This window comes from Halorhodospira sp. 9628, from assembly GCF_022228075.1.
Classification (GTDB): domain Bacteria; phylum Pseudomonadota; class Gammaproteobacteria; order Nitrococcales; family Halorhodospiraceae; genus Halorhodospira; species Halorhodospira halophila_A.
The window spans coordinates 417052-438278 of record NZ_JAJNRF010000001.1 but is presented as its reverse complement, the minus strand read 5'-3'; the positions used below and the strand labels follow the sequence as shown (position 1 = coordinate 438278).

The 21227-nt window shown below is 68.9% G+C and carries 15 protein-coding genes; 6 read left to right on the top strand and 9 right to left on the bottom strand.

Annotated elements, in window-relative coordinates; translation table 11 throughout:
- The first annotated feature begins 4 nt into the window (after positions 1-4).
- Both LRG10_RS01985 and LRG10_RS01980 read left to right on the top strand, forming a co-directional pair.
- Positions 5-1729, top strand: a complete 1725-nt coding sequence (locus LRG10_RS01985; RefSeq protein ID WP_201242646.1) for an activator of (R)-2-hydroxyglutaryl-CoA dehydratase — start codon at positions 5-7, stop codon at positions 1727-1729.
- A complete protein-coding gene (locus tag LRG10_RS01980; RefSeq protein ID WP_238634541.1) occupies positions 1713-5126 on the top strand; it encodes a BadF/BadG/BcrA/BcrD ATPase family protein in 3414 nt (1137 codons plus the stop codon). The genes LRG10_RS01985 and LRG10_RS01980 overlap by 17 nt, the downstream gene beginning before the upstream one ends.
- Positions 5127-5164: 38 nt before the next feature.
- Here LRG10_RS01980 and dapB read toward each other — a convergent pair whose 3' ends face one another.
- Positions 5165-5968, bottom strand: a complete 804-nt coding sequence (gene dapB, locus LRG10_RS01975) for a 4-hydroxy-tetrahydrodipicolinate reductase (RefSeq protein WP_201170611.1) — start codon at positions 5966-5968, stop codon at positions 5165-5167.
- A complete protein-coding gene (dnaJ, locus tag LRG10_RS01970; protein WP_201170613.1) occupies positions 5965-7125 on the bottom strand; it encodes a molecular chaperone DnaJ in 1161 nt (386 codons plus the stop codon). Before dnaJ ends, dapB begins: the two co-directional genes overlap by 4 nt.
- A gap of 267 nt (positions 7126-7392) precedes the next feature.
- Here dnaJ and LRG10_RS01965 point away from each other — a divergent pair, with 267 nt between their 5' ends.
- Positions 7393-8826 (top strand): TonB-dependent receptor, encoded by a 1434-nt coding sequence (locus tag LRG10_RS01965; RefSeq protein WP_238634539.1) that lies wholly within the window; start codon positions 7393-7395, stop codon positions 8824-8826.
- Between the two features lie 13 nt (positions 8827-8839).
- On the opposite strand, the gene LRG10_RS01960 is transcribed toward LRG10_RS01965, so the two are convergent.
- The 6 genes from LRG10_RS01960 to LRG10_RS01935 form a co-directional block, all read right to left on the bottom strand.
- Positions 8840-9823, bottom strand: coding sequence for a hydrolase (locus tag LRG10_RS01960; protein WP_238634537.1), 984 nt, complete (start codon positions 9821-9823; stop codon positions 8840-8842).
- The gene (locus LRG10_RS01955; protein ID WP_338018465.1) at positions 9820-12627 is read right to left on the bottom strand and encodes a sensor histidine kinase; all 2808 of its coding nucleotides are present in this window, start codon (positions 12625-12627) and stop codon (positions 9820-9822) included. Before LRG10_RS01955 ends, LRG10_RS01960 begins: the two co-directional genes overlap by 4 nt.
- A complete protein-coding gene (locus LRG10_RS01950) occupies positions 12624-12821 on the bottom strand; it encodes a hypothetical protein (protein ID WP_201242928.1) in 198 nt (65 codons plus the stop codon). Before LRG10_RS01950 ends, LRG10_RS01955 begins: the two co-directional genes overlap by 4 nt.
- A 1-nt stretch (position 12822) precedes the next feature.
- Positions 12823-14946, bottom strand: a complete 2124-nt coding sequence (locus tag LRG10_RS01945) for an exonuclease domain-containing protein (protein WP_201171829.1) — start codon at positions 14944-14946, stop codon at positions 12823-12825.
- Positions 14946-15323, bottom strand: coding sequence for a response regulator transcription factor (locus tag LRG10_RS01940; RefSeq protein WP_201171826.1), 378 nt, complete (start codon positions 15321-15323; stop codon positions 14946-14948). The genes LRG10_RS01945 and LRG10_RS01940 overlap by 1 nt, the downstream gene beginning before the upstream one ends.
- Positions 15324-15403: 80 nt before the next feature.
- Positions 15404-17326: a putative nucleotidyltransferase substrate binding domain-containing protein gene (locus LRG10_RS01935; protein ID WP_201171825.1), complete on the bottom strand. Its 1923-nt coding sequence runs from the start codon at positions 17324-17326 to the stop codon at positions 15404-15406.
- 277 nt (positions 17327-17603) lie between these two features.
- On the opposite strand from LRG10_RS01935, the gene LRG10_RS01930 reads away from it, so the two are divergent.
- The 3 genes from LRG10_RS01930 to LRG10_RS01920 all read left to right on the top strand — a co-directional run bounded on the left by LRG10_RS01930 (position 17604) and on the right by LRG10_RS01920 (position 20828).
- A complete protein-coding gene (locus LRG10_RS01930) occupies positions 17604-19895 on the top strand; it encodes a sodium:solute symporter (protein WP_201171819.1) in 2292 nt (763 codons plus the stop codon).
- Between the two features lie 100 nt (positions 19896-19995).
- On the top strand, positions 19996-20232 hold the full coding sequence (locus LRG10_RS01925) for a hypothetical protein (protein ID WP_201171817.1): 237 nt from the start codon (positions 19996-19998) through the stop codon (positions 20230-20232).
- Positions 20229-20828 carry a tetratricopeptide repeat protein gene (locus LRG10_RS01920; protein ID WP_201171814.1) on the top strand — a complete coding sequence of 200 codons (600 nt, stop codon included), beginning with the start codon at positions 20229-20231 and terminating at the stop codon, positions 20826-20828. Before LRG10_RS01925 ends, LRG10_RS01920 begins: the two co-directional genes overlap by 4 nt.
- 138 nt (positions 20829-20966) lie before the next feature.
- Here LRG10_RS01920 and LRG10_RS01915 read toward each other — a convergent pair whose 3' ends face one another.
- Positions 20967-21161, bottom strand: a complete 195-nt coding sequence (locus LRG10_RS01915) for a hypothetical protein (protein WP_201171804.1) — start codon at positions 21159-21161, stop codon at positions 20967-20969.
- Positions 21162-21227 lie beyond the last annotated feature (66 nt).

Here is a 21227-nt window from a genome sequence, read left to right as displayed (position 1 = left end):
GCCCATGGAACCGAGCCCGCCGACGCACCCGCAGGACGGCGCGAGGCGTCACTACCGGCGCCCCGCCGAGCGGCCGTTCACCCGCGAGGAACGGGACCGGGTCACCCTGCTCTTCGGCAGTCTCAGCGTCGCTCATGATCGGCTGCTCACCGCCGCCGTGCGGGGTCTGGGTTACCATGCCGAGGCGATCCCCACGCCGGAGCGCGGCGATCTGCAGACCGGCCGGGAGCTTTGCAACAACGGCCAGTGCAATCCGGTCTACTTCGTCGCCGGCGCCCTGATCAACCACCTCGAACGGCGCCGAGCCGAGCGCAACCTCGCGCGGGACGAAGTTACGGACCGGTACGTCTTCGTCACGCCGGGCTCGTGCGGGCCCTGCCGTTTCGGGATGTACGAGGCGCAGTACCGGCAGGCCCTGGCCAAGGCCGGCTATCCGGGGTTCCGGGTGATCGCCTTCGACAAGAAGGGCGGCGGCGATGGCCACCCGGACGAGGGCTACGGAGACGGACTCTCCGTGGACCTTGGTCTCTACATCGCCGTGCTCGACGCCCTGTTCATGGCCGACGTGCTCAATGCCGTCTTCTACCGGGCGCGCCCCTACGCTACCGATAGCTCCGCGGCCGAACGGACCTTCGAGGCCTGCCTGAGCGAGTGCGAGCGGGCGCTCGGCCAGGGACGGCCGCATCCCCGGGTGACGGCCACGGCCCGGCTGCTGGCCGCCGTGACCCCCCTGTCCAGTGCCGAGGATGCCGCCCGCCTGCTCACCCGCCTGCGGGATTCGACCTGCACCGCCGCCCTGTCCCGCTGTCGCAGGATCATCGAAGCGGGTTTCGAGGTGGACTACCTGCGCCCGCGTCCCTTGGTGAAGGTCACCGGCGAGTTCTGGGCGCAGACCACCGAGGGGGACGGCAACTTCCGCATGTTCGAGTTTCTCGAGGGGGAAGGCGCCGAGATCCAGGTGGAACCGGTCGCCGGATGGGTCGACTACATGCGCCACGGGCTCCACGGCCAGCTCGATGAGGCCCGGGCGGCCGAGGCGGCGGCTCACGTCCGGACGGGCCGCGCCCTACTGCGGGCCACCACCACACGGTTGCGCCACTGGCTGATCGAGCAGATCGGCCGGCTCCTCCATCGCGAGTACGACCGCATGCGCGCCGCCCTCGGTAACTGTGCAGCCCCGCTGGCCGACCAGCGCACCCTGGAGCGTCTCGGCCGCCCCTACTACCACCCGCGCATCACCGGTGGCGAGGGACACCTTGAGGTGGCCAAGACGCTCTACTACCACCGCAACCGTCTGGCGCACATGACCCTCTCGCTCAAGCCCTTCGGCTGCATGCCCTCGACCCAGTCCGACGGGGCCCAGGCAGCCGTGCAGGCCGACTATCCGGATATCCGCTTCCTGCCCATTGAGACCTCCGGCGAGGGCGAGATCAACGCCTACTCGCGGGCACAGATGGCGCTGGGCGAGGCGCGCGAGTCCGCCCGCAACGAGTTCCAAGACGCCCTGACCGCCCGCGGCACCGACCTGGACACGCTGCGCGCCTACATCGCCGAACGCCCGCAGCTGCGCAGCCCGCTCTACCCGATCCCCCATACCGGCGGGGCGATCTGCCGGGCGGCACGGTTCGTCCATCACCTGGCCGATCGCATGGCCAGCCACCCGGACTCGCCCCGCCACGCCGCCACCGAGCACCAGCCCGGGGAGCCCCGTCATGCCCAGCCCCGCTGATCACGCCCCGATCCTGGTCGGCCTGGACGTCGGTTCCACCACGGTCAAGGCCGTAGTCATCGACGGTGCCGACGATACACTGCTCTGGCACGACTATCGCCGCCACGAAACGCGCCAGCTGGAGACCGTGCGTGACTTCCTCGCCCGGATCGAGGCAGCCATCCCAGCGGCGCGTCGCGAAGACCTGCGGCTGTTCACCACCGGCTCGGGGGGCGGCAGCGTCGCCCGGGCCCTGGGGGCGCGGTTCGTGCAGGAGGTCCACGCCGTGTCGCTGGCCGTCGAGTCGCGTTTCCCCGACGTCGGCAGCGTGGTCGAGCTCGGTGGCCAGGACGCCAAGATCATCGTCTTCAAGTCGCTGGAAGACGGCAGCAAGCGCAAGATCCCGGCCATGAACGACAAGTGCGCCGGGGGCACCGGCGCCGTGATCGACAAGATCGCCGCCAAGCTGGCCATCGCGCCGGAGCGGCTCGGCGACATGGGCTATGTCGGCCACACCGTCCACCCGGTGGCCGGGAAGTGCGGGGTCTTCGCCGAGACCGATATCAACTCCCTACAGAAGCAGGGGGTCGCCGCCGAGGAACTGATGGCCTCACTGTTTGAGGCCATCGTGCAGCAGAACCTCTCCGTCCTGACCCGGGGCCACACCCTCCACCCCCGGGTGCTGCTGCTCGGCGGGCCGAACACCTACATCCGCGGCCTTCAGGAGTGCTGGCGAAGCCACATCCAGGCCCTCTGGGAGGAGCGAGGCGTCGACTGGAACGCGCCGCTGGAGGCAGCCGTCCACGTCCCCGAGCAGGCCCAGTACTTCGCCGCGCTCGGCGCGGTCGCGTTCGGGCGCAGCGAGCTGGCCGATGACCCGGACGCCGGGCGCTACCCGGGGCCGGGCGTGCTGGACGATTGGCTGACGGAGCAGCGCACCGGCGGGCGGCGCCCGGGCGGCGCACCGCCCCTGGTCCAGGATTCCGCCGAGCTGGAAACGTTTCTGCGCGAGTTCCAGCCGCAACCCTGGCAGCCGGCCCGCTTCTCCCCCGGCGAAAGGGTGACCGGCTATGTGGGGATCGACGCCGGGTCCACCTCCACCAAGGGCGTCCTGCTGGATCCGGACGGCGAGGTCCTCGCCAAGGCCTATCGACTCTCCGGAGGCAACCCCATCGAGGACGCCGTTGCCCTGCTCGCCGAACTGGAGACCGCCGTCCTGCGCCAAGGGGCGGAACTGGAAGTCCTCGGTGTGGGCACCACCGGATACGCCAAGGATATCCTGCGCGACGTGCTGCATGCGGATACCGCGGTCGTCGAGACGGTGGCCCACGCCCACGCCTGCGAAAAAGAGCACCCCGGGACCGACTGCATCGTCGATGTCGGCGGCCAGGACATCAAGCTGATGTTCCTGCGCGACGGCCGGGTCCGCGACTTCCGTCTCAACACCCAATGCTCGGCGGGCAACGGCTACTTCCTGCAGGCAACCGCGCGCGCCTTTGGCATCGAGCTCGAGGACTACGCCGAGACCGCGCTCAGCGCGGAGGCGATGCCCGTGTTCAACCACGGCTGTGCGGTCTTCCTGCAGTCGGACATCGTCGACTTCCAGCGCAAGGGCTGGCAGCGCCACGAGATCCTCGCCGGCCTGGCGGCGGTCCTGCCGAAGAACATCTGGCTCTATGTGGCGCGGCAGCCCAACCCGGCGGATCTGGGACGGCGTTTCGTCTTACAAGGGGGAACGCAGCACAACCTCGCCGCCGTGAAGGCACAGGTGGACTACCTGCGCGAGCGCTTCCGGCAGGTGGGGGCGGAGTGTGACATCCGCGTGCACCGCCACTGCGGTGAATCCGGGGCGATCGGCGCGGGGCTCGAGGCCCGCCGACTGCACCGCAGCGAGCACCGCCGCTCGACGTTCATCGGCTTCGAACGCGCGCGCCGCCTCCAACACCACACCATCCGCGACGAGCGCACACGGTGTCGTTTCTGCCGCAACCTCTGCCTGCGGACCTTCATCGACGTGGCCACCGGCGACGTCACCGAGCCGGCAACCGGGGCCGATACGCCACCCCGGACCTCGGTCCCCTTGGCCCCCGGTTTCCGGCGCGTAATCATCGCCTCCTGCGAGCAGGGCGAGGTCGAGGACAAAGACACCATGCAGCGCATCAAGGCGGCGCTCGATCGCGACGCCGAGCGCAATCCGAATCACCTGGACCGCGCCGCCCGCGAGGTCTTCCGCACCCCGCAGGTCGAAGGGGTCGCCGACCCGCTGCCACAGACCCGCCTGCCCGGCCCGCTGGGCCGCCCTGCGGCCCGCCGCCGGGCGGCGATGGCCTATCGCCGTCAGGTGCGCATCGGTATCCCCCGGGTCCTGAACCTCTACAGCTGCGCGCCCTTCTTCCTCGGCTATTTCACAGCGCTCGGCGTCCCCGAACGGGCGCTGGTCTTCTCCGACTACACCGATCCGGAACTCTACCGTCGCGGCGCCAACCGCGGCAGCATCGACCCGTGCTTCCCGAGCAAGCTCGGCATCCCGCACGTCCATAACCTGCTTACCCGCAAACACCGCCGGCGCCCGCTCACCCACATCTTCTTCCCGATGATCAAGAGTCTACCCGGCGCTCTGGACGGCGCACTCGCCGCCCAGGCGTGCCCGACGGTGCCGGGCACCGCCGAAGCCACCCACGCCGCCTTCCGCCGCGAGGGGGACGTGTTCGCCGAGCACGGGATCCGCTTCCGCAAGACCCTGGTCAACCTGGACGACGCGGCGCTGTGTGCCGAACAGATGCGCGCCGACTGGGGAGAGGAACTCGGCATCAGCGCCAGGGAGTCAAGGCGCGCCGCGGAACAGGGCCTGGCAGCCCTGCACGCCTTCCACGAGCGGATGGAGGCCGAACAGCGGCAGACGCTGCAGCGGCTGGAGCAGGAAGGACGGGTGGGTATCGGGGTCCTCGGCCGGCCCTACCACAACGATCCGGGCATCAACCACGGCATCCTCGATGATCTGCAGCGCAAGGGCTACCCGATCCTGTGGCAGGACGCCCTGCCCCGCGATCCGGCCACGCTCGAGCAGCTCTTCGGCGCCGAGGTGCGCGCCGGCGCCATGCGCTCGGCGCTGGCCATCGACGACGTCTGGAAGCACGACTTCTCAGAGCACAGCTCCCGCAAGCTCTGGGCGGCGAAGTTCATCGCCCGCCACCCCAACTTGGTGGCCGTGGAGCTGTCGAACTTCAAGTGCGGCCACGACGCCCCGATCTACTCGGTGATCGAGGCGATCATCGAGCAATCCGGAACACCCTACTTCTGCTTCAAGGACCTAGACGAGAACCGCCCCGGCGGATCGATCCAGATCCGCACCGAGACCATCGACTACTTCCTGCGCCGATACCAGGCCGAGCTACCCGCCAAGCGCTCGGCTGCCTGAGCACGGAGCGGCCGAGCGGCCGCCCCGTGCTCAGGCCTTCACACGCCGATCAGATCGCGCATGTCGTAGAGCCCCGGCGGTTGTTCCACCAGCCACGTGGCGGCCCGCAGGGCGCCGGCGGCAAAGGTGGTGCGGCTCGAGGCCTTGTGGGTGAGCTCGACCCGTTCACCGTCCCCGCCGAAGAGCACGGTATGCTCACCGACGATGTCGCCGGCACGGATCGTCTCGAAGCCGATGGCCCGCCGGTCGCGCTCCCCGGTGTAGCCCTCGCGGCCGTAGACGGCGCATTGCCCCAAGTCACGTCCCAAGGCATCGGCCGCCGCCTCGCCGAGCCGAAGCGCAGTACCCGAAGGGGCATCCACCTTGTGGCGGTGGTGGGCCTCGATGATCTCGATGTCGCTGTGCTCACCGATGGCGCGGGCGGCCTGCTCGACCAGCGCGGTCAGCAGCGTCACTCCGGTCGAATAGTTGGCCGCGTGCATGACCGCCACTTGCTCCGAGAGCTGCCGCACCGCCTCGCGCTGGGCCTCGCCGAGGCCCGTGGTCCCCAGTACCAGCGGGCGGCCGGCCTGCGCACAGGCAGCAGTCACCGCCTCCGTCGCCTCGGGGAGGCTGAAATCGATCACAGCCTCGGAGGCAGACACGGCGGTCGCAATGTCGTCCCCGACGGTCACGCCCACCGCCCCTTGCCCGGCGAGTTCACCGGCATCCCGACCGACGGCCTCGCCACCGGCCCGGTCGGTGGCGGCGGCCAGATGCACCCCCGGCTGCCGGTGCACCACATCGATCAGCATACGGCCCATGCGGCCGCCGGCCCCGATGATGCCGATGCCCAGGCTCATATCCGCCACTCCTCGATAAAGCGCTTGACCTTGTCGAGCCACGACGAGGTGTGCGGATGGTGCTTGCCTCCGGTGTCCTGCAGGGTCGCCTGAAACTCCTCGAGCAGCTCACGCTGGCGCTTGGTCAGGTTGACCGGCGTCTCGACGTGGATCCGGCAGAGCAGGTCGCCCTGGCGGTTGCCGCGCACCGGCTTGACCCCCTTGCCGCGCAGGCGGAACACCTGGTTGGGCTGGGTCCCCGGCGGGATGCGCAGGTTCACGCGGCCGTCGAGGGTGGGCACCTCAACCTCGCCGCCGAGGGCCGCGGTGACGATGTCCACCGGTACCTGGCAGTGCAGGTCGGCCCCGTCACGCTCGAAGAACTCATGCTCGCGCACGGCGACCTGGACGTACAGGTCACCCGGCGGACCACCGCGCTCGCCCGGTTCGCCCTCGCCGGAGAGGCGGATGCGGTCGCCGGTATCGACGCCGGCGGGGATGCGCACGCTGAGGGTCTTGCGGTCCTCGACCCGACCCCGGCCCCGGCACTTGGGACACGGGTCGGTCACCACAACGCCCTCGCCGCCGCAGCGCGGACAGGTCTGCTGGATGGAAAAGAATCCCTGCTGCACGCGCACGTCGCCGTGGCCCTTACAGGTCGGGCACGTCTGCGGCTTGGAGCCGGCCCGGGAGCCCGAGCCCTTGCACGAGTCGCATTCGACGTGGGTGGGCACCTGGATCTGCTCCTCGGTACCGCGCACCGCGTCCTCGAGGCTCAGCTCGAGTGTGTAGCGCAGGTCGGCACCGCGGAAGGCCCGGCTGCGGCCGCCGCCGCGGCCACCCCCGGAGCCGAAGATATCCCCGAAGACGTCGGAGAAGATATCCGAGAAATCGGGACCGCCCGGTCCGGCGCCACCACCGTAGCCGCGCGGCCCGCCACCGCCGGCGGACGGATCCACCCCGGCGTGGCCGAACTGGTCGTAGGCGGCGCGCTTCTGCGCGTCCGAGAGGACCTCGTAGGCCTCCTTGACCTCCTTGAAGCGCTCGGCCGACTCCTCGTCCCCCGGATTGCGGTCCGGATGGTACTTCTGGGCCATGCGCCGGTAGGCCTTCTTGATCTCGGCGTCAGAGGCGTTCTTGTTGACCCCCAACACCTCGTAGTAGTCACGCTTCGCCATAGGCTGCTCCGCGTTTCAGCACCCGGTAACGACAAAGGCGCAGGAGGGTGTCCCACCCTGCGCCTCCGCTCTGGCGGGGGGCCCCCCCCCCCCCGGCCCCCCCCCGCGGGGGCGTGGGGGCCCCGCGGGCGCGGGGCCCCCCCCCCCCCCGACGAGGCCGAGCGTGGCTCGGCCACCGCCTTCGGCCGGCTGGGCGGCGACTGGGGCGTCCTGGCCCACATCGGTGCGGTCAACCGGGATGACTACCGCGTTGGCGGCGGCGGGAGCATGCCGTACTCCGGCGGCCGCGACCGCGACTACCTGGCCCGCATCAGCCGGGTTCCGGCCAGCGGGCACCAGCTGCGCTTCGGCGTGCAGCGCAACACCTTCGAGGGGGACCACCACTACGGCTCCTGGGGCAGTGACTTCGGCGACCCGCGCGAGACCACCCGGCAGGATCCGGTGGGCCAGGAGCAGCGGCGCGAGACCTGGACGGCAGAGCACCGCTACCGCCCGGCCGACCCCCACGTGGACTGGCAGGCCCGTGTCTACCGCAACGACAACCGCCTCGAGCGCCAGGACCGCAGCACCGCCACCCGGGCCGTGGAGCACGGTGGCGACGTGCGCAACACCTTCACCCTGGACGCCGGGCCGACCCGTCACCGGCTCACCGCCGGTTTCGACTACTACACCGAGGATGGGCGCATCGGCCAGACCGACGGTCCGCGGCTCAGCCACCGCTCGCGCAACTTCGGCGCCTTCCTGCAGAACCGGATGCGTTGGGAGCGGCTGCGCCTCTCGGCGGGGCTGCGCTTCGACGACTACAACACGGACCTGGTGGAGCAGGACCTGGACGGTGACGCCGTCTCGCCCAACCTCAGCGCCGAGCTGGAGATGAGCGCCGGCTGGAGTGCGTTCGCCGGCTACGGCGAAGCGGTCAGCGGTGCCGGCGTGCTGCCCATCGGCTGGCTGGCCTACATCGACGATGAAGAGACCAACCTCAACGACGGCGAGCCGTTCGAGGCCGAGGAGTCGCGCCGCACGGAGGGCGGCCTGCGCTACCAGGGGCGGGATTGGATCACGGCCCGCGACCGCTTCGACTTCGAGGCGACGCTCTTCGAGACGCGCATCAAGAACAGCATCGAGCGCAATGATCCCTGGGGGTCGCCCCACCAGTACCGGGCCGGGAATCCCCATGACGATTTTCCGCAAGACTTCTTGGACAATAATCAGCCCCTGGTGGGCGGAATCCGCAACCGCCCCGATCCGGTCCGCCTGCGTGGCTACGAACTGCGCGCCGCCTGGGGCGTGGGCCCCTACGACGCCCGGCTCTCGTTCCTCAGCGCCGAGGCCGTCGACGATGACGGTGACCCGGTGGGGGTGATCCGGCGCCTGGGTGGGGGCGGCGGTGACCGCCTGGTCTTCGATCAGCGCTGGTCGGCCCACGAGACCCTGACCCTGGGCTACACGCTCACCTGGGTAGGCGATCACACCGACGTGCCCGACGACGAGCCGGAGCGCGACGGCTACCACCTCCACGACGTTCAGGCCGAGTGGCGGCCGTGGGCCGACGACCGCCTGACCCTGGCGCTGGCGGTGCACAACCTCTTCGATGAGCAGTATGCGGAGCACACCTCGCTGGCGGTGGAGGAGAACGACGAGTGGCAGATCCGCGATGAGCCGGGTCGGGACGTGCGGGTGACCGGGACGCTGCGCTTCTGAGCCCGGCGCCGGTCTAGCCGGTAGAGGGCGGGTTGCCGAGCGCGGTCTCGATAAGCCCGGCGATCCGCCCGTCCAGCCAGTAGCCGGCCCGGCCCGGCCGGGTGCCGTGGACGAAGCCGACGTGCCCGCCGTGGCGCTGCAGCTCCATAGACACCCCGGGGCCGAGTTCGTCGGCCTGCGGGATGGTCTCCGATGGTACGAAGGGGTCGTCCGCCGCGTGGAGGATCCGGGTGGGCTGGCGGATGGCGCCGAGACGCTGCCGGCAGCTGGCCCGCCGGTAGTAGTCGGCGCTATCGCGAAAGCCGTGCAGCGGCGCGGTGAGCAGGTCGTCGAACTCGCGCAGGCGGCGGATGCGCCGGATCCGCTCCACCGGCACCGGCGCATCGCTGCGTGCGGCGAACTTGGCCGCGGCCATCGCCCGCAGGCGGCGCAGCAGGTACGCCTGGTAGACGCGCGCAAAACCCTGCTCCAGGGCGTCGGCGCAGCGGTCCAGCTCGAACGGCACCGAGACGGCCACGGCCAGCGCCACCGGGCAGTCGCCGCGCTCGGCCAGCCAGTTGAGCAGCATCGAGCCGCTCAACGAGAAGCCGACCACCGCCAGGGGCTGCCCGGGGCGCCGCTCGACCAGGCCGGCGACCACCGCCTCGAGATCGTCCCAGGCCGCCGCGTGGTAGGAGCGCCGGTGGCGGTTGGGCCGCCGCCCGGCCCCCCGCGACTGCAGGACCACCGATCCGATACCGCGCCGAGCCAGCTCGGCCACCAGCCCGCGCACGTAGGCCGAGTCGCTGCTGCCGCCCAGGCCGTGGCCGATAATCGCCAGCCCCTGGCCCGGGGGGCCCCAGGCCAGCTCCAGAAAGTCGCCGTCGGGCAGCTCGAAGGTCTCCGACGTCAGCGGGATCCGCGGCGGGCTGCGCAGCAGGGCCGGGAAGACGGTCTGGGCGTGGCGGCCCGGCAGCCACCAGGCCGGTTGGAAGGCGGGGGGCTGCGGATCGGTCACGCGGATGCCTCTCCTGGGGATGTCGGTCCGTGTTCGGTGAACGCTACATAGCCGGTGACGTTGCTGTGCTCGCCGCCGGCGCACGGCAGTTCGCAGACGAAGCTGGCCCCGGCGCCGGGTTCGCTCTCCACCCACAGGGTGCCCCAGTGGGCGTCGGCGATCAGCCGGCAGATGGCCAGCCCCAGGCCGCTGCCCTTGGGCTTGCCGGCCTGTTGCTGAGAGATCTGGTGGAACTTGTCGAAGATCCGTCGCTGATCCTCCTCGCTGATGCCCGGGCCGTTGTCGGTCACCGACAGGCGCAGGGTGTCGCCGCGGCCCGGCTCCAGGCGCAGCCAGACCTGCCCCTCGCCGGGCTCGGTGAACTTCGAGGCGTTGGAGAGCAGATTGATGATCAGCTGCATCAGCCGGTCCGGATCACCCTTGACGGCGTTGTCGTCGCTGGTGACCTCGATGTGCAGCTGCGTCTGCCGGTCGGCGAAGAGCTGCTGGGTAGACTCGGCCGCCTCGCGGGCCAGGCGCGAGAGGTCGACGTCCTCCAGCTGCCACTGGGCCGAGCCGCTCTCGATCTTGGACAGGTCCAGCACCTGGTTGATCAGTCGGGTCAGACGCTCGCTCTCGCGGACCACGACCTCAAGGAATTCGCGGCGCTGATCGGCGTCCATCTCGGGGTTGTTGAGCAGGATCTCGCCGAAGGCGCGGATGGAGGTCAGCGGCGTGCGCAGCTCGTGGCTGACCATGGAGACGAACTCGTCCTTGAGCTGGTCGAGCTCCTTGAGCCGCTCGTTGGCCGCGCGCAGCTCCTCGGTGGCGCTCTCCAGGGCGCGGGATTTCTCCTCGAGCTGCCGTGAGTACTCGATGGCCCGCGAGGTGGCGTCGAGGATCTCCATCACGCCCTCGTAGGAGAGGGCCTCACCCTTGACGATGGAGGAGACCATCACCCGCGCCGAGGCGGAGCCGATGGACCCGGCGAGCAGGCGCTCGACGTGGTTGACCAGCTCGGGCCGAGCCTGCTCGGCCTCGTCCAGCGGGCGGCCGCGGTGGGCGCCGTACTCGCGGATCACCTCGGCGGAGCGTTCCGGGCCAAGGAAGCGGCCGAGCAGATCCTGCAGATCGCCCACGGTGGCCGTGCCTTCCCAGAAGCGGGCGTCGCGCTCGGAGCGCAGGAAGACGTCGACGAACAGCGTGGCCTGGATGCGCTCCATGTCGCCCTGTCGATCGAACAGCGAGACCCCCAGCAGCAGCCCGAGGTTGGCGAGCATGGTCCAGAAGAAGGCGTGGGCGATCGGATCCATACCCTCCAGGCCGAACAGGGCGTAGGGGTGCAGCCACTCGACCCCCCACGGCCCGTCGCGGAGCAGCTGTTCGCCAAGCAGGCCGGCCTCGGCCAGCGAGGGCAGTAGCAGGGTGTAGACCCAGAGCAGGAAGCCGGCCACCAGCCCGGCCAGCGCCCCGCGCCGGCTCGCCCCCTTCCAGAACAGCCCGAGCAGCACCGCCGGCGCGAACTGGGCCACCGCGGCGAAGGAGATCAGCCCGATGGAGACCAGGGCGTGGGTGTCGGCGATGAGCAGGTAGTAGATATAGCCCAGCGCCAGGATGACGCAGATCACCAGGCGTCGGATGGCGACGATCAGCCTCGACAGGTCGTGCCGGCCCCGGGCGTGGAAGCGGCGCAGCCGCAGCAGGGCCGGGGTGACGATATCGTTGCTGACCATGATGGCCACGGCGATGGTGGCGACGATGACCATGCCGGTGGCCGCCGAGAAGCCGCCGATGTACACCAGCAGCCCGAGCAGGCCCTGATCCACCGCCAGGGGTAGGGCGAGGACGTAGTCGTCCCCGGGGATCTCGTCGCCGAAGAACAGCAGACCGGCGAGTGTCACCGGCAGGACGAACAGGTTGATAACCAGCAGATAGAGGGGGAACAGCCAGGAGGCCGTGCGAATATGATCCTCGTTGACGTTCTCCACTACGCTCACTTGCCACTGCCGCGGCAGGAAGAGAATGGCCAGGGCTGACAGCGCCAGCATGGCGATCCAGCTCTGGTAGCCGCCGGGCAGCCCGGTGAGCAGCCCGAGTTCCTGGATGGCCGGGGTGGCCGCTGCCTCGCGGAAGAGCTCCACCGGACCCGCGAAGAGAACGAAGGTGACGAAGATCCCCACCGCCAGGAAGGCGATGAGTTTGACCACCGACTCGAAGGCCACGGCCACCACCATGCCCTCCAGGCGCTCGGTGGCGTCGATGTGGCGCGTGCCGAAGAGGATGGTGAACAGCGCCAGGAGGACCGCTACGTAGAGCGCCTTGTCGTCGAGGAGGCCGGCGCTGCCCGCCTGGACCGCCTCCATGTCGGGGAAGTGCAGCAGCACGTCGAAACTCGATGAGACGGCCTGCAGCTGCAGGGCGATGTACGGGGTGGTGCCCACCAGGGCGATGAACGCCGCCAGGCCGCCGAGCAGCATGCTCTTGCCGTAGCGGGCGGCGATGAAGTCGGCGATGGAGGTCAGCCGGTAGAGCTTGCTGATGCGCACGATCTTGCGCAACACCACCCACCAGACGATGGCCATCAGGGTGGGGCCGAGGTAAATGGTCAGAAAGGCCAGCCCGTGTTCAGCGGCCAGCCCGACGCTGCCGTAGAAGGTCCAGGCCGTGCAGTAGACGGCGATGGAAAGGGTGTAGACGTACGGGTTGTTGACCAGCGACAGGCCGCGGTCGCCGAGCTTGTCCGCCGTATAGGCGACGGCGAAGAGCAGCCCGACGTAAAGGGCCGAGACCAGCAGAATGGTCCAGGCCGGCAGCACGGCGCTCACCCCCGTGCGGCCGCCCGGTTGAGCCGGGCGACGGCCGCGATCAGTCCGGCCCAGACGGTGAAGAAGTAGGCGTAGAGCACCGGCACCCCGAGCACCTTGCCGTCCACCGCGAACAGCGATAGCACCGGGTAGTTAAACAGCACCACCCCGAGCAGGGCCAGGGCGGTGAGTCGCTCGCTGCGCCGTCCCGTCACGTCAGAACTGAGCCTGCTGCTTGCGGACCTCGATCATCTGTTCGGAGGCGTTGATGGCCTCGCGCAGGGTGGTGACGCCGCGCTCCTCGAGCAGGGGTAGCATCTGCGCGAAGATCTCGCCGGTGACCAGGGTATCGCCCAGCGCGGTGTGGCGGCCGCTGATCTCCACCCCCAGCCGGTTGGCGATGGCCTCTAGGGTGTGCTCGGGGGTGTGGTCGTGCAGGAAGACCGAAAGCAGCAGGGTGTCGAGCACCGGGTTCTCGAACCTCAGGCCGCACTGCTCCTCCTTAAGGCGGATGAACTTCATGTCGAACGCCGCATTGTGGGCGACCAGTACCGAGTCGCCGACGAAGGCACTGAACTGCGGCAGGACCGTGGTGATCCCGGGCTTGTCGGCGACCATCTCATCGCGGATGCCGTGGAACTTGATCGACGCCTTGGGGATGGGCCGGCCCGGGTTGACCAGCTGCTCGAAGCATTCGCCCTCGAGGATGCGGCCGTTGACCATGCGCACCCCGGCGATGGAGATGATCTCGTCGCCCTCCGAAGGGGCCAGGCCCGTGGTCTCGGTGTCGAAGATCACGAAGGAGAGCTGGGCCAGAGGACGGTCGAGCAGCTCGCCCTGGTCGGCGGCCTGGTCGGCCAGCGAGAAGTCGTAGAACTCCGGCCGCGGCGGCAGCCGCTCGCCCGGTTGCTCCCACTGGCGCCGCGACACCGGCACGGGGATGCGGAGTACCGCGCGGTCTTCACAACGCGGCTGGGTCTGGCTCCAGGCCACGCTGTCGTGGCGCTCCAGGACGCCACGCGGTGTCAGCTGTCCGGTGGCCTCGGGCAACTCCTCGTCGAGCCACCCCTCGAGCTTCTCCGGCGGGATCGGTGCCCCCGTCCAGGAGAGATCCAGATAGACCCGCTGGTCGCCCATGAGCGGCTCGGCCCGGACCGACTCGATGCCCAGGTCGCCGCGCAGGTGGCGCAGCAGGTGCTCCAGCACCAGGCCGATGGAGTGGCTCTCGGCGTGCATCCAGAGCGGAATGCCGACCACCTCCACCCGGGGCAGCCCCTCGGGATGGCGGCGCAGCACACTGGCGAAGAGATCGGCGCTGCTGATGTCCGCCATCGTCCATGGGGCGGAGACCAGGCGGTGGGTTTCCCGGGCCATGCGCTCGAAGCGCCGGCTCAGCTCGCGGCTCTCGTGGACCATCATGGCCTCGAAGGACTGCCGCTGCTCGCGGGCCATGGCCTCGTCGCCCTGCCCGAGGCTCTCGGCGGCGGCGCGCAGGTTCGCCAGCGGTGCGCGCAGCGATTCGACGGCGCTGCGCAGGGCGTGGTCACGTCGTGCCACCCCCTCGATCTTGCGGGTGATGTCCTCCAGGGTCAGCACGAATCCGGAGCGCAGCGGGCTGGAGGAGGGCAGCAGGCTCATCCGGCAGTGCAGCAGGGCACCGTCGTCTACCGTTGCGCAGACGAACTCGGCCCGGTTTTCGGCGACCGTGTGGTCCTCGGCGATGGCCAGCCGGTGCTGGAGCATCTCCAGGGTGTGGTCCACCGCCGAGCGGGCCAGCACATCGTAGATCGAGCGCCCGAGGCCCAGGGCGTCGTTGCGCAGGATCTCCCCGGCGGCCGGGTTGTAGAGCAGGATCCGCCCCTCGGTGTCGCAAACGATCACACCCTGCTGGATTTCGCGCAGGACGATCTCCAGGCGCGTTTTCTGGTTCTCCGCCCCCTGCGCGCCGGAGCCCAGCGCCTTGGCCACCTCGCGGCGGCTCTCGTAGAGATTGCTGCCGAGGGTCTGCAAGCTCTCCGGGAGTTCGCCGAGCAGGTGCATGCTCGGGATCTCCAGCTCGTGGGCCGGATTGGAGTGGGCCATGATCGATGCGCCGCGGGCCAGGGCACCCAGAGGGCGGATCACCGCGGCGTCGAGGAGGATCCAGATGGCTACGGTGGCCCCCATGAGCACGGCGCCGGCGGCCCCGAAGGCGAGCAGCGCGTTGGCGCGCTCCGGGCCCTCGGGGACGTGGCCCAGGGTCAAGTAACCGACGGTGGCCAGCGCAGCGGCGATCAGCAGGAGCAGGAACAGTGCCGGTGCCCAGAACTTCAGCCGGCGGCGAGCCATGGCGCTGGCCATCACTGCGCCCCGTTGGCCAGGATGTGCTGGACCGTCTCCACCACTTCCTGGGTCGAGAACGGCTTGGTGATGTAGTCGTCCGCGCCCATGGCCAGCCCCTTCTCGCGCTCCACGTCACGGCCCTTGGCGGTGAGCATGACCACCGGCAGGTGCGCCCACTCGGCGCGCTGGCGAATCTCCTGACAGACCTCGTAGCCGTCCTTGCGGGGCATCATCACGTCGAGCAGCACCAGGTCCGGGATGCGCGCCTCGAGGGCCTCGAGGGCCTGCTCGCCGTCCTGGGCGGTGCGTACCTCGAAACCGGCCTGCTTCATCAGGAACTCCAGGGACAAGACGATGTTGTCCTCATCGTCCACGATCAGGATCTCTTGGCTCATCTTCGTGGCCGCCTCCTCTCGGTTATCGTGCCGGGTCGCCATCGCCGGGGGCGTGCTGCCCCCCCGGCGAGCGCCCTATTCTAAAGGCCGAAGACGCCTTGTACGCGGTCCTGGAAGCGCTTGACCGCTTTCATGCTCGTCGCCAGGGACTGCCGGGTCAGGTCGTCCAGCTCCTCGGGGTCGATGTACTTGTCCGGAATCTGCCCCGCCTGATGCTGCTCGATCTGGTGGGTCAGCAGCAGGTCGAGCAGTTCCTCGTGGGCGGTCAGGACCGAGTCGACCATCTCGCTGGTGAGCACACCCTCGCGGCGCAGGCCCTTGAGCCGGGCGACGGTGTTGGTCTCCCGCACGTTGGCGGAGAGTGCGTAGATGCGCGCGCCGTTGGCGATGATGCGCAGGCCCTTGCGCTTGATATCGACGCAGCCGTGACCATTGTCGGAGCGGCGCGAGCGGATCAGGCGGTTGAACAGCCCCACGGCCGGCTGCCCCTCGGCGTCGTCGCCGGTCATGAAGCGCAGCAGTTTGGGCTGCTCCTGCAGGGTGGCGAGGACGAAATCCCAGAGCTCGGTGACCAGCCCCTGCTCACCGTAGAGGAGTTCGAAATCCAGAAAGATGTTGCTCCACCGGGCCGAGGTGCTGTTCGGGTGCCGGGCGATGTAGCGCAACTGCTGCCGCCAACGCTCCAGCGCGTGGCGGTACTCCGGGTTGCGGGCCATGATATCGCCCTTGCACCACTCGTAGCCGAGCTCGTCGAGGCGGACGTTGACCCGCTCGGCGAAGTTGGCGAACCACTCCGCCTCGGTCTCGTCCAGGGGGCGGGGCTCGCTGCTGCCGCGGGGGTAGTCCCCGATGATCATGGCGTTGTCCTGATCCGGGTTGATCAGTGCCTCGCGGCGGGCCAGCGAGCCGAGCACGAGCAGGGCGTAGGGGCGCGGGGCCTCGCCCCATCCCTCGCCGTGGAGTTCGTCGAGGACGAGGTCGATGCAGCGGCGCTGGAGCTGCAGGTGGAATTCGCTGAGCAGGTAGGTGGCGCGGCTCGCCTCGCGGTTGTTGTTCCAGGCCTCGCGGGCGACGTAGCCCACCTCGCCGGCCAGTTGGCGCAGCTCCGCCATGCTGGTGGCTCGGTTGGTGCGCTCGCGCATGACCGTCTGCTGCGCCATGATCGCCTGCAGCATGTTCGACTGCGAGAGCATGCCCACCGGGCGCGTGCCGTCCATGACCACCAGGTACTTGACGTTCTCCCGCGCCTGGATGTCCTTGGCCTCGGACAGTGGCGTTTCCGGACCGATGGCGGTGATCCGCTCGGCGGCCTCGACGATGGAGGCGTCCGGGCTGAGTCCGCGGGTGAAGATGGCCCGGCCGATGGTGCGCAGCGTGGCCAGGCCCACCAGTCCACCAGCCTCGTCGAGCACGCCGATGCTGCCGATCTGGCGCTCGTCCATGAAGCGGAACGCCTCGGCGAGGCTGCAGTCCGGCTGCTGGTAGGTCAGCGGCGTGGACATGGCGGTGCGGGCCGGCTGCGACAGGGCGCCAGTGGGGCTGCCGCGGTGCTGCCAGGAGTTGGCGCGGATCCGGTCGGCGATGATGCGGCTTAGGGTGTCGGCCAGCGCCGGGTGCTCGCGTTCGAGGGTGCGCACGTCCTCGAAGGGGACGCCGACGACCAGCGTCGGCCGGGTGGCGAGGGCGGTGAGGGTGTAGGGCTCGTCGTCGAAGTAGCTTGACAGCCCGAGCAGGGTCACCGGCTCGCGCACGGTGACCACGTTGTGCGCGTCGCGCAGTTCCACGCGCCCCTCGTAGAGGATAAAGAGCGTATCCCGGTCCGGGTCGCCGAGGTGGAAGAGCACCTCGCCACTGTCCAGGTGGTGGACGCTGCCCCGGCCGAGCAGGGCACGCAGGACCCCGTCGTCGAGGTTGCGGAAGACCTCGTTCTCGGCCAGGCGGCGGATATCCAGCGTGTCGGCGGATACGTGCGGTTCCCCGGGGCTGTTCGCTCCGGTGGCCATTGGCGCTTCTCCTGTGCGGGCGTCTGCTCGCTTTGATCATGCCCAAGCCCGGCCGCGGAGACAAATCACTGTGCGGGTGTTACTCACCGGTGTTACCTGCGGGAACGTGGCCTGTTACCGCGGGTAACGTCCGCGCGGGGAGGCCGGGACCGGCGCCCAGGTGCATCAGCGGGTTAGCGGGCCACGCAAGGGTGGCACGTTTTTCGCTAGGTGCTTGCCGCCCCCTGTGGGGGGTGCAACACCTCATAACTCCAGAAATGTGAGGGGGAGACGCGTAATGTCAGCTATGGCCATATGGCTGTTGGTGTTTGTAGGCCTGTACTGGGGCTACTGCATCTTCTGGGGTATCAAGGGATACCTCTGGTCGCGCACAGCCAGCGACTACTTCGTGGCTGGGCGTTCCGTCAGTATGTGGGTCTTCATACTGGCGGCGACGGCCACGTCCTTCTCGGGATGGACGTTCGTGGGCCACCCGGGCCTGATCTACGAGGCCGGCCTGCAGTACGCCTACGCCTCGTTCTACTCCATCTGCATCCCGTTTACCGGCATGCTGTTCCTCAAGCGCCAATGGATGATCGGCAAGCGCTGGGGCTACGTCACGCCGGGCGAGATGTTCGCGGACTACTTCCGGACGGACTCGATCCGCATCCTGATCCTCATCGTGGCGCTGATCTTTGCGGTGCCGTACCTGGGGATCCAGCTGCGCGCTTCGGGCTTCCTGTTCCATGTGCTCACCGACGGCTGGATGGGCGTCGAGATCGGCATGTGGCTGCTGTCCGCGGTGGTGCTTTTCTACGTGGCCTCGGGCGGTCTGCGTGCCGTGGCGTACGTGGATGCGGCGCAGGCCGTGCTGCTCATGGCGGGTATCTTCGTCATCGGCATCGTGGCGCTCTACTACATCGGCGGCTGGAACAACTTCACGCACGTGATTGCCGGCCTCGTCGAGTGGGAGACGGCCACCGGCGGTGCTGGGGAGATCTCGCCGGGCATGGTCCCGGGTGATTCCGGTGCCAGCGGCTACGTCGCCATCCCGGGTGCCATCCAGTGGGTCGGTGCCGCGGCCAATGCCCAGGGCGGCGTCTGGACCGGCGTGATGAACATCACCTACATGCTGGCGCTGGGCGGCATCATGGCTTCGCCCTCGTTCACCATGTGGGCGTTCTCCAACCAGAACCCGCGGCCGTTTGCGCCGCAGCAGACCTGGATGTCCCCGCTGGGCGTCGGTGCCCTGATGTTCACGTTCCTGGCGATCCAGGCAATGGCCACCCACGGCCTGGGCGGCAACACCGAGTTCGCCAAGGACATCTTCTCCGACCAGTACGGCGAGGAGCTGGCCGAGTACCGGACGCTGTTCGAGCCGGGTGCGGAACACCGGGGGCTAGTCGACGAGGTGCGCCAGCGCCTCGATGCCGGTGAGTCCCTGGACGGCATGAACCTCAGCCCGCTGGTGCCCTCGGCGGTCATGCAGCGTGGCATGATCCAGGCCGAGCACCCCGAGCTGAACCGTCAGGAGGTCGAGCAGGTCATTGCGGCCGGTCTGGCGGCGCTGTCCATTGGTGAGGATCCGCGCAACATGGATCCGGACTGGCTGGCAGCCCTGCCGGGGGATCTCGAGCGGGCCTGGCTGGACCTGTCCCTGGATCGGGGCGGTGACAGCGAGCTGGTGCCCCAGCTGCTGAATATGCTGGAGGCGGCAGCGCCCTGGTTGGCGGCCCTGCTGGCGGTCTGTGCCTTGGCGGCCATGCAGTCCACCGGTGCGGCGTACATGTCCACCACCAGTGGCATGTTCACCCGTGACCTGCTGCGTCGCTACATCATGCCGAACGCCAGCAACCAGACCCAGGTCGTGGCGGGGCGGATCTTCGTCACCATCCTGGTGCTTGCAGCATTGACCGTGGCAACGGTGACCACCGACGCCCTGGTGCTGCTCGGCGGTCTGGCCACCGCGATGGGTACGCAGATGTGGGTGCCCCTGGCAGCCATCTGCTTCTTCCCCTGGCTCACCCGTCCGGGTGTCGTCTGGGGCCTGAGCGTGGGCATCATCGCCGTGCTGATGACCGAGAACCTCGGCATCGACCTGCTGGCGGCGATGGGCGTCGACGTGCCCTGGGGTCGTTGGCCGCTGACCATCCACTCGGCTGGGTGGGGCCTGGTGCTCAACGCCCTGGTGGCCGTGATCGTCTCGGCAATGACGCAGAACAACAAGGAAGACTACGATCACCGCATGACGGTGCACGCCTTCCTGCGTGAGCATGCGTCGCTGCCGGCCGAGAAGCGTCACCTGATCCCGATCGCCTTCACCATCGTCATCGGCTGGTGGATCTTCGCCTTCGGTCCGGGCGCCCTGCTGGGCAACTGGGTCTTCGGCGATCCGACCAACCCCGATACCTGGTGGTTCTTCGGCCTGCCGTCCATCTGGGTCTGGCAGCTGCTGTGGTGGGTGATCGGTATCTACATGATGTGGTTCACCTGCTACAAGTGTGAGATGAGCACCGTGCCCGAGAAAGAAATCGAGGTCCTCTTCGACGAGGATCAGGGCAAGGCCCGCTACGACGTCAGCCGTCCGTAACGGGTCGGTGATCATCGGATCACTTTGACCGGGAAGCGTAGGGGGCCATTTCGGTCCCCTACGCCCCTTCCTTCCAGAAGGCTTCATTCGAGCGAGCGATATGGATCCGACGCTTCAATTCCTGTTCTGGGTCGTTTTGCTGGTCGTCCTGCTCTTCTATCCCGTCAGTCAGTGGATCTGGGTGTTGAGCGTCCGGCGGCTGCAGCGGAGACTGGATCGGGAGTTGTCCGAAGAGGAGCTGGCGGGGCAGAAACGGCGGGCCCGCGTGCTGACCGCCATCATCCTGCCGGTGTTTTCTTTCTTCCTGAATTCCGCAACGTTGGGTGTGTTGCAATGATCAAGATTACCGAGCGGGGGTACCGGACCTGGGTGGTGATCGCCATCGTGGCGGCGCTCCTGCCGCTGGGCTATGCCCTGTACCAGGGCGTGGCACCGGATCGGGGCCCGGGCGATGTGAAGACCATCGCCGGCGACCGTGCCTTCCAGGATCGGCGTTACGAGCGCGCCCTGGAAGAGTATTCCCGGGCGCTGGAGGAGGCGCCGCAGCACCGTTACGCCCACCTGGGCAAGGCGACCACGCTGCTCGAGCTCGGCGAGTTCGAGCGCGCTATCGACCTCTACGATCGGTTCATCGAGTGGATCGACCCGGAATTCGCCGGCGCCTACGCGAATCGGGGCATTGCCTATGACCGGCTTGGCGAGCACGAAAAGGCGCTGGCCGATTACCGCAAAGCGGCGGAGCTGGACGAGGCCGTGGACGACGGCCCGGGGTGGTTGACCCGGTTCTTTCACATGGGTCCGGACGGACAGCCGAGCATTTCCGAGCGGGCTGATTATATCGAAGAACAATTGGCGCTGCCGGAGTCGGAGCGCAAGCTTTCCGATCCGGAGAAGGACAGCCAGCAGCGGGCCTATACGCAGCGGCCCGACTAGCGCATCAGAAGAGAGGGGGTGGTGCGGCGTCTGCCGTGCCGTGCCCGATCCTGCCGGGTGGGATGTCCGTCCCGCCTTTCTCCCTACCCGACCCAACCCCACCACGGCCCGCCTCAACGGGCCGTGCCGTGGCGCGGTTCAGGCCGCGTCCAGCGGCGCCACGCCGAGGATCGGCAGCCCGAGGATATCGACGAAGAGAAAGCGCATCGCGAAGATCAGGGCGATGCAGCCGAAGAGCAGGTGCACAGTGGGGTGATCGCCGTCCGGGTCCTTGTAGGTCAGCCCGTGCCAGGCGATGGCGAGGGTTACGAGAAAGTAGATCCAGGGTGACATGGGTCTCTAGGGCTTGGTGTTCTAGGGTCCGGGTTCAGGAACAGCAGGACGGGGCCGGTTGCCCGG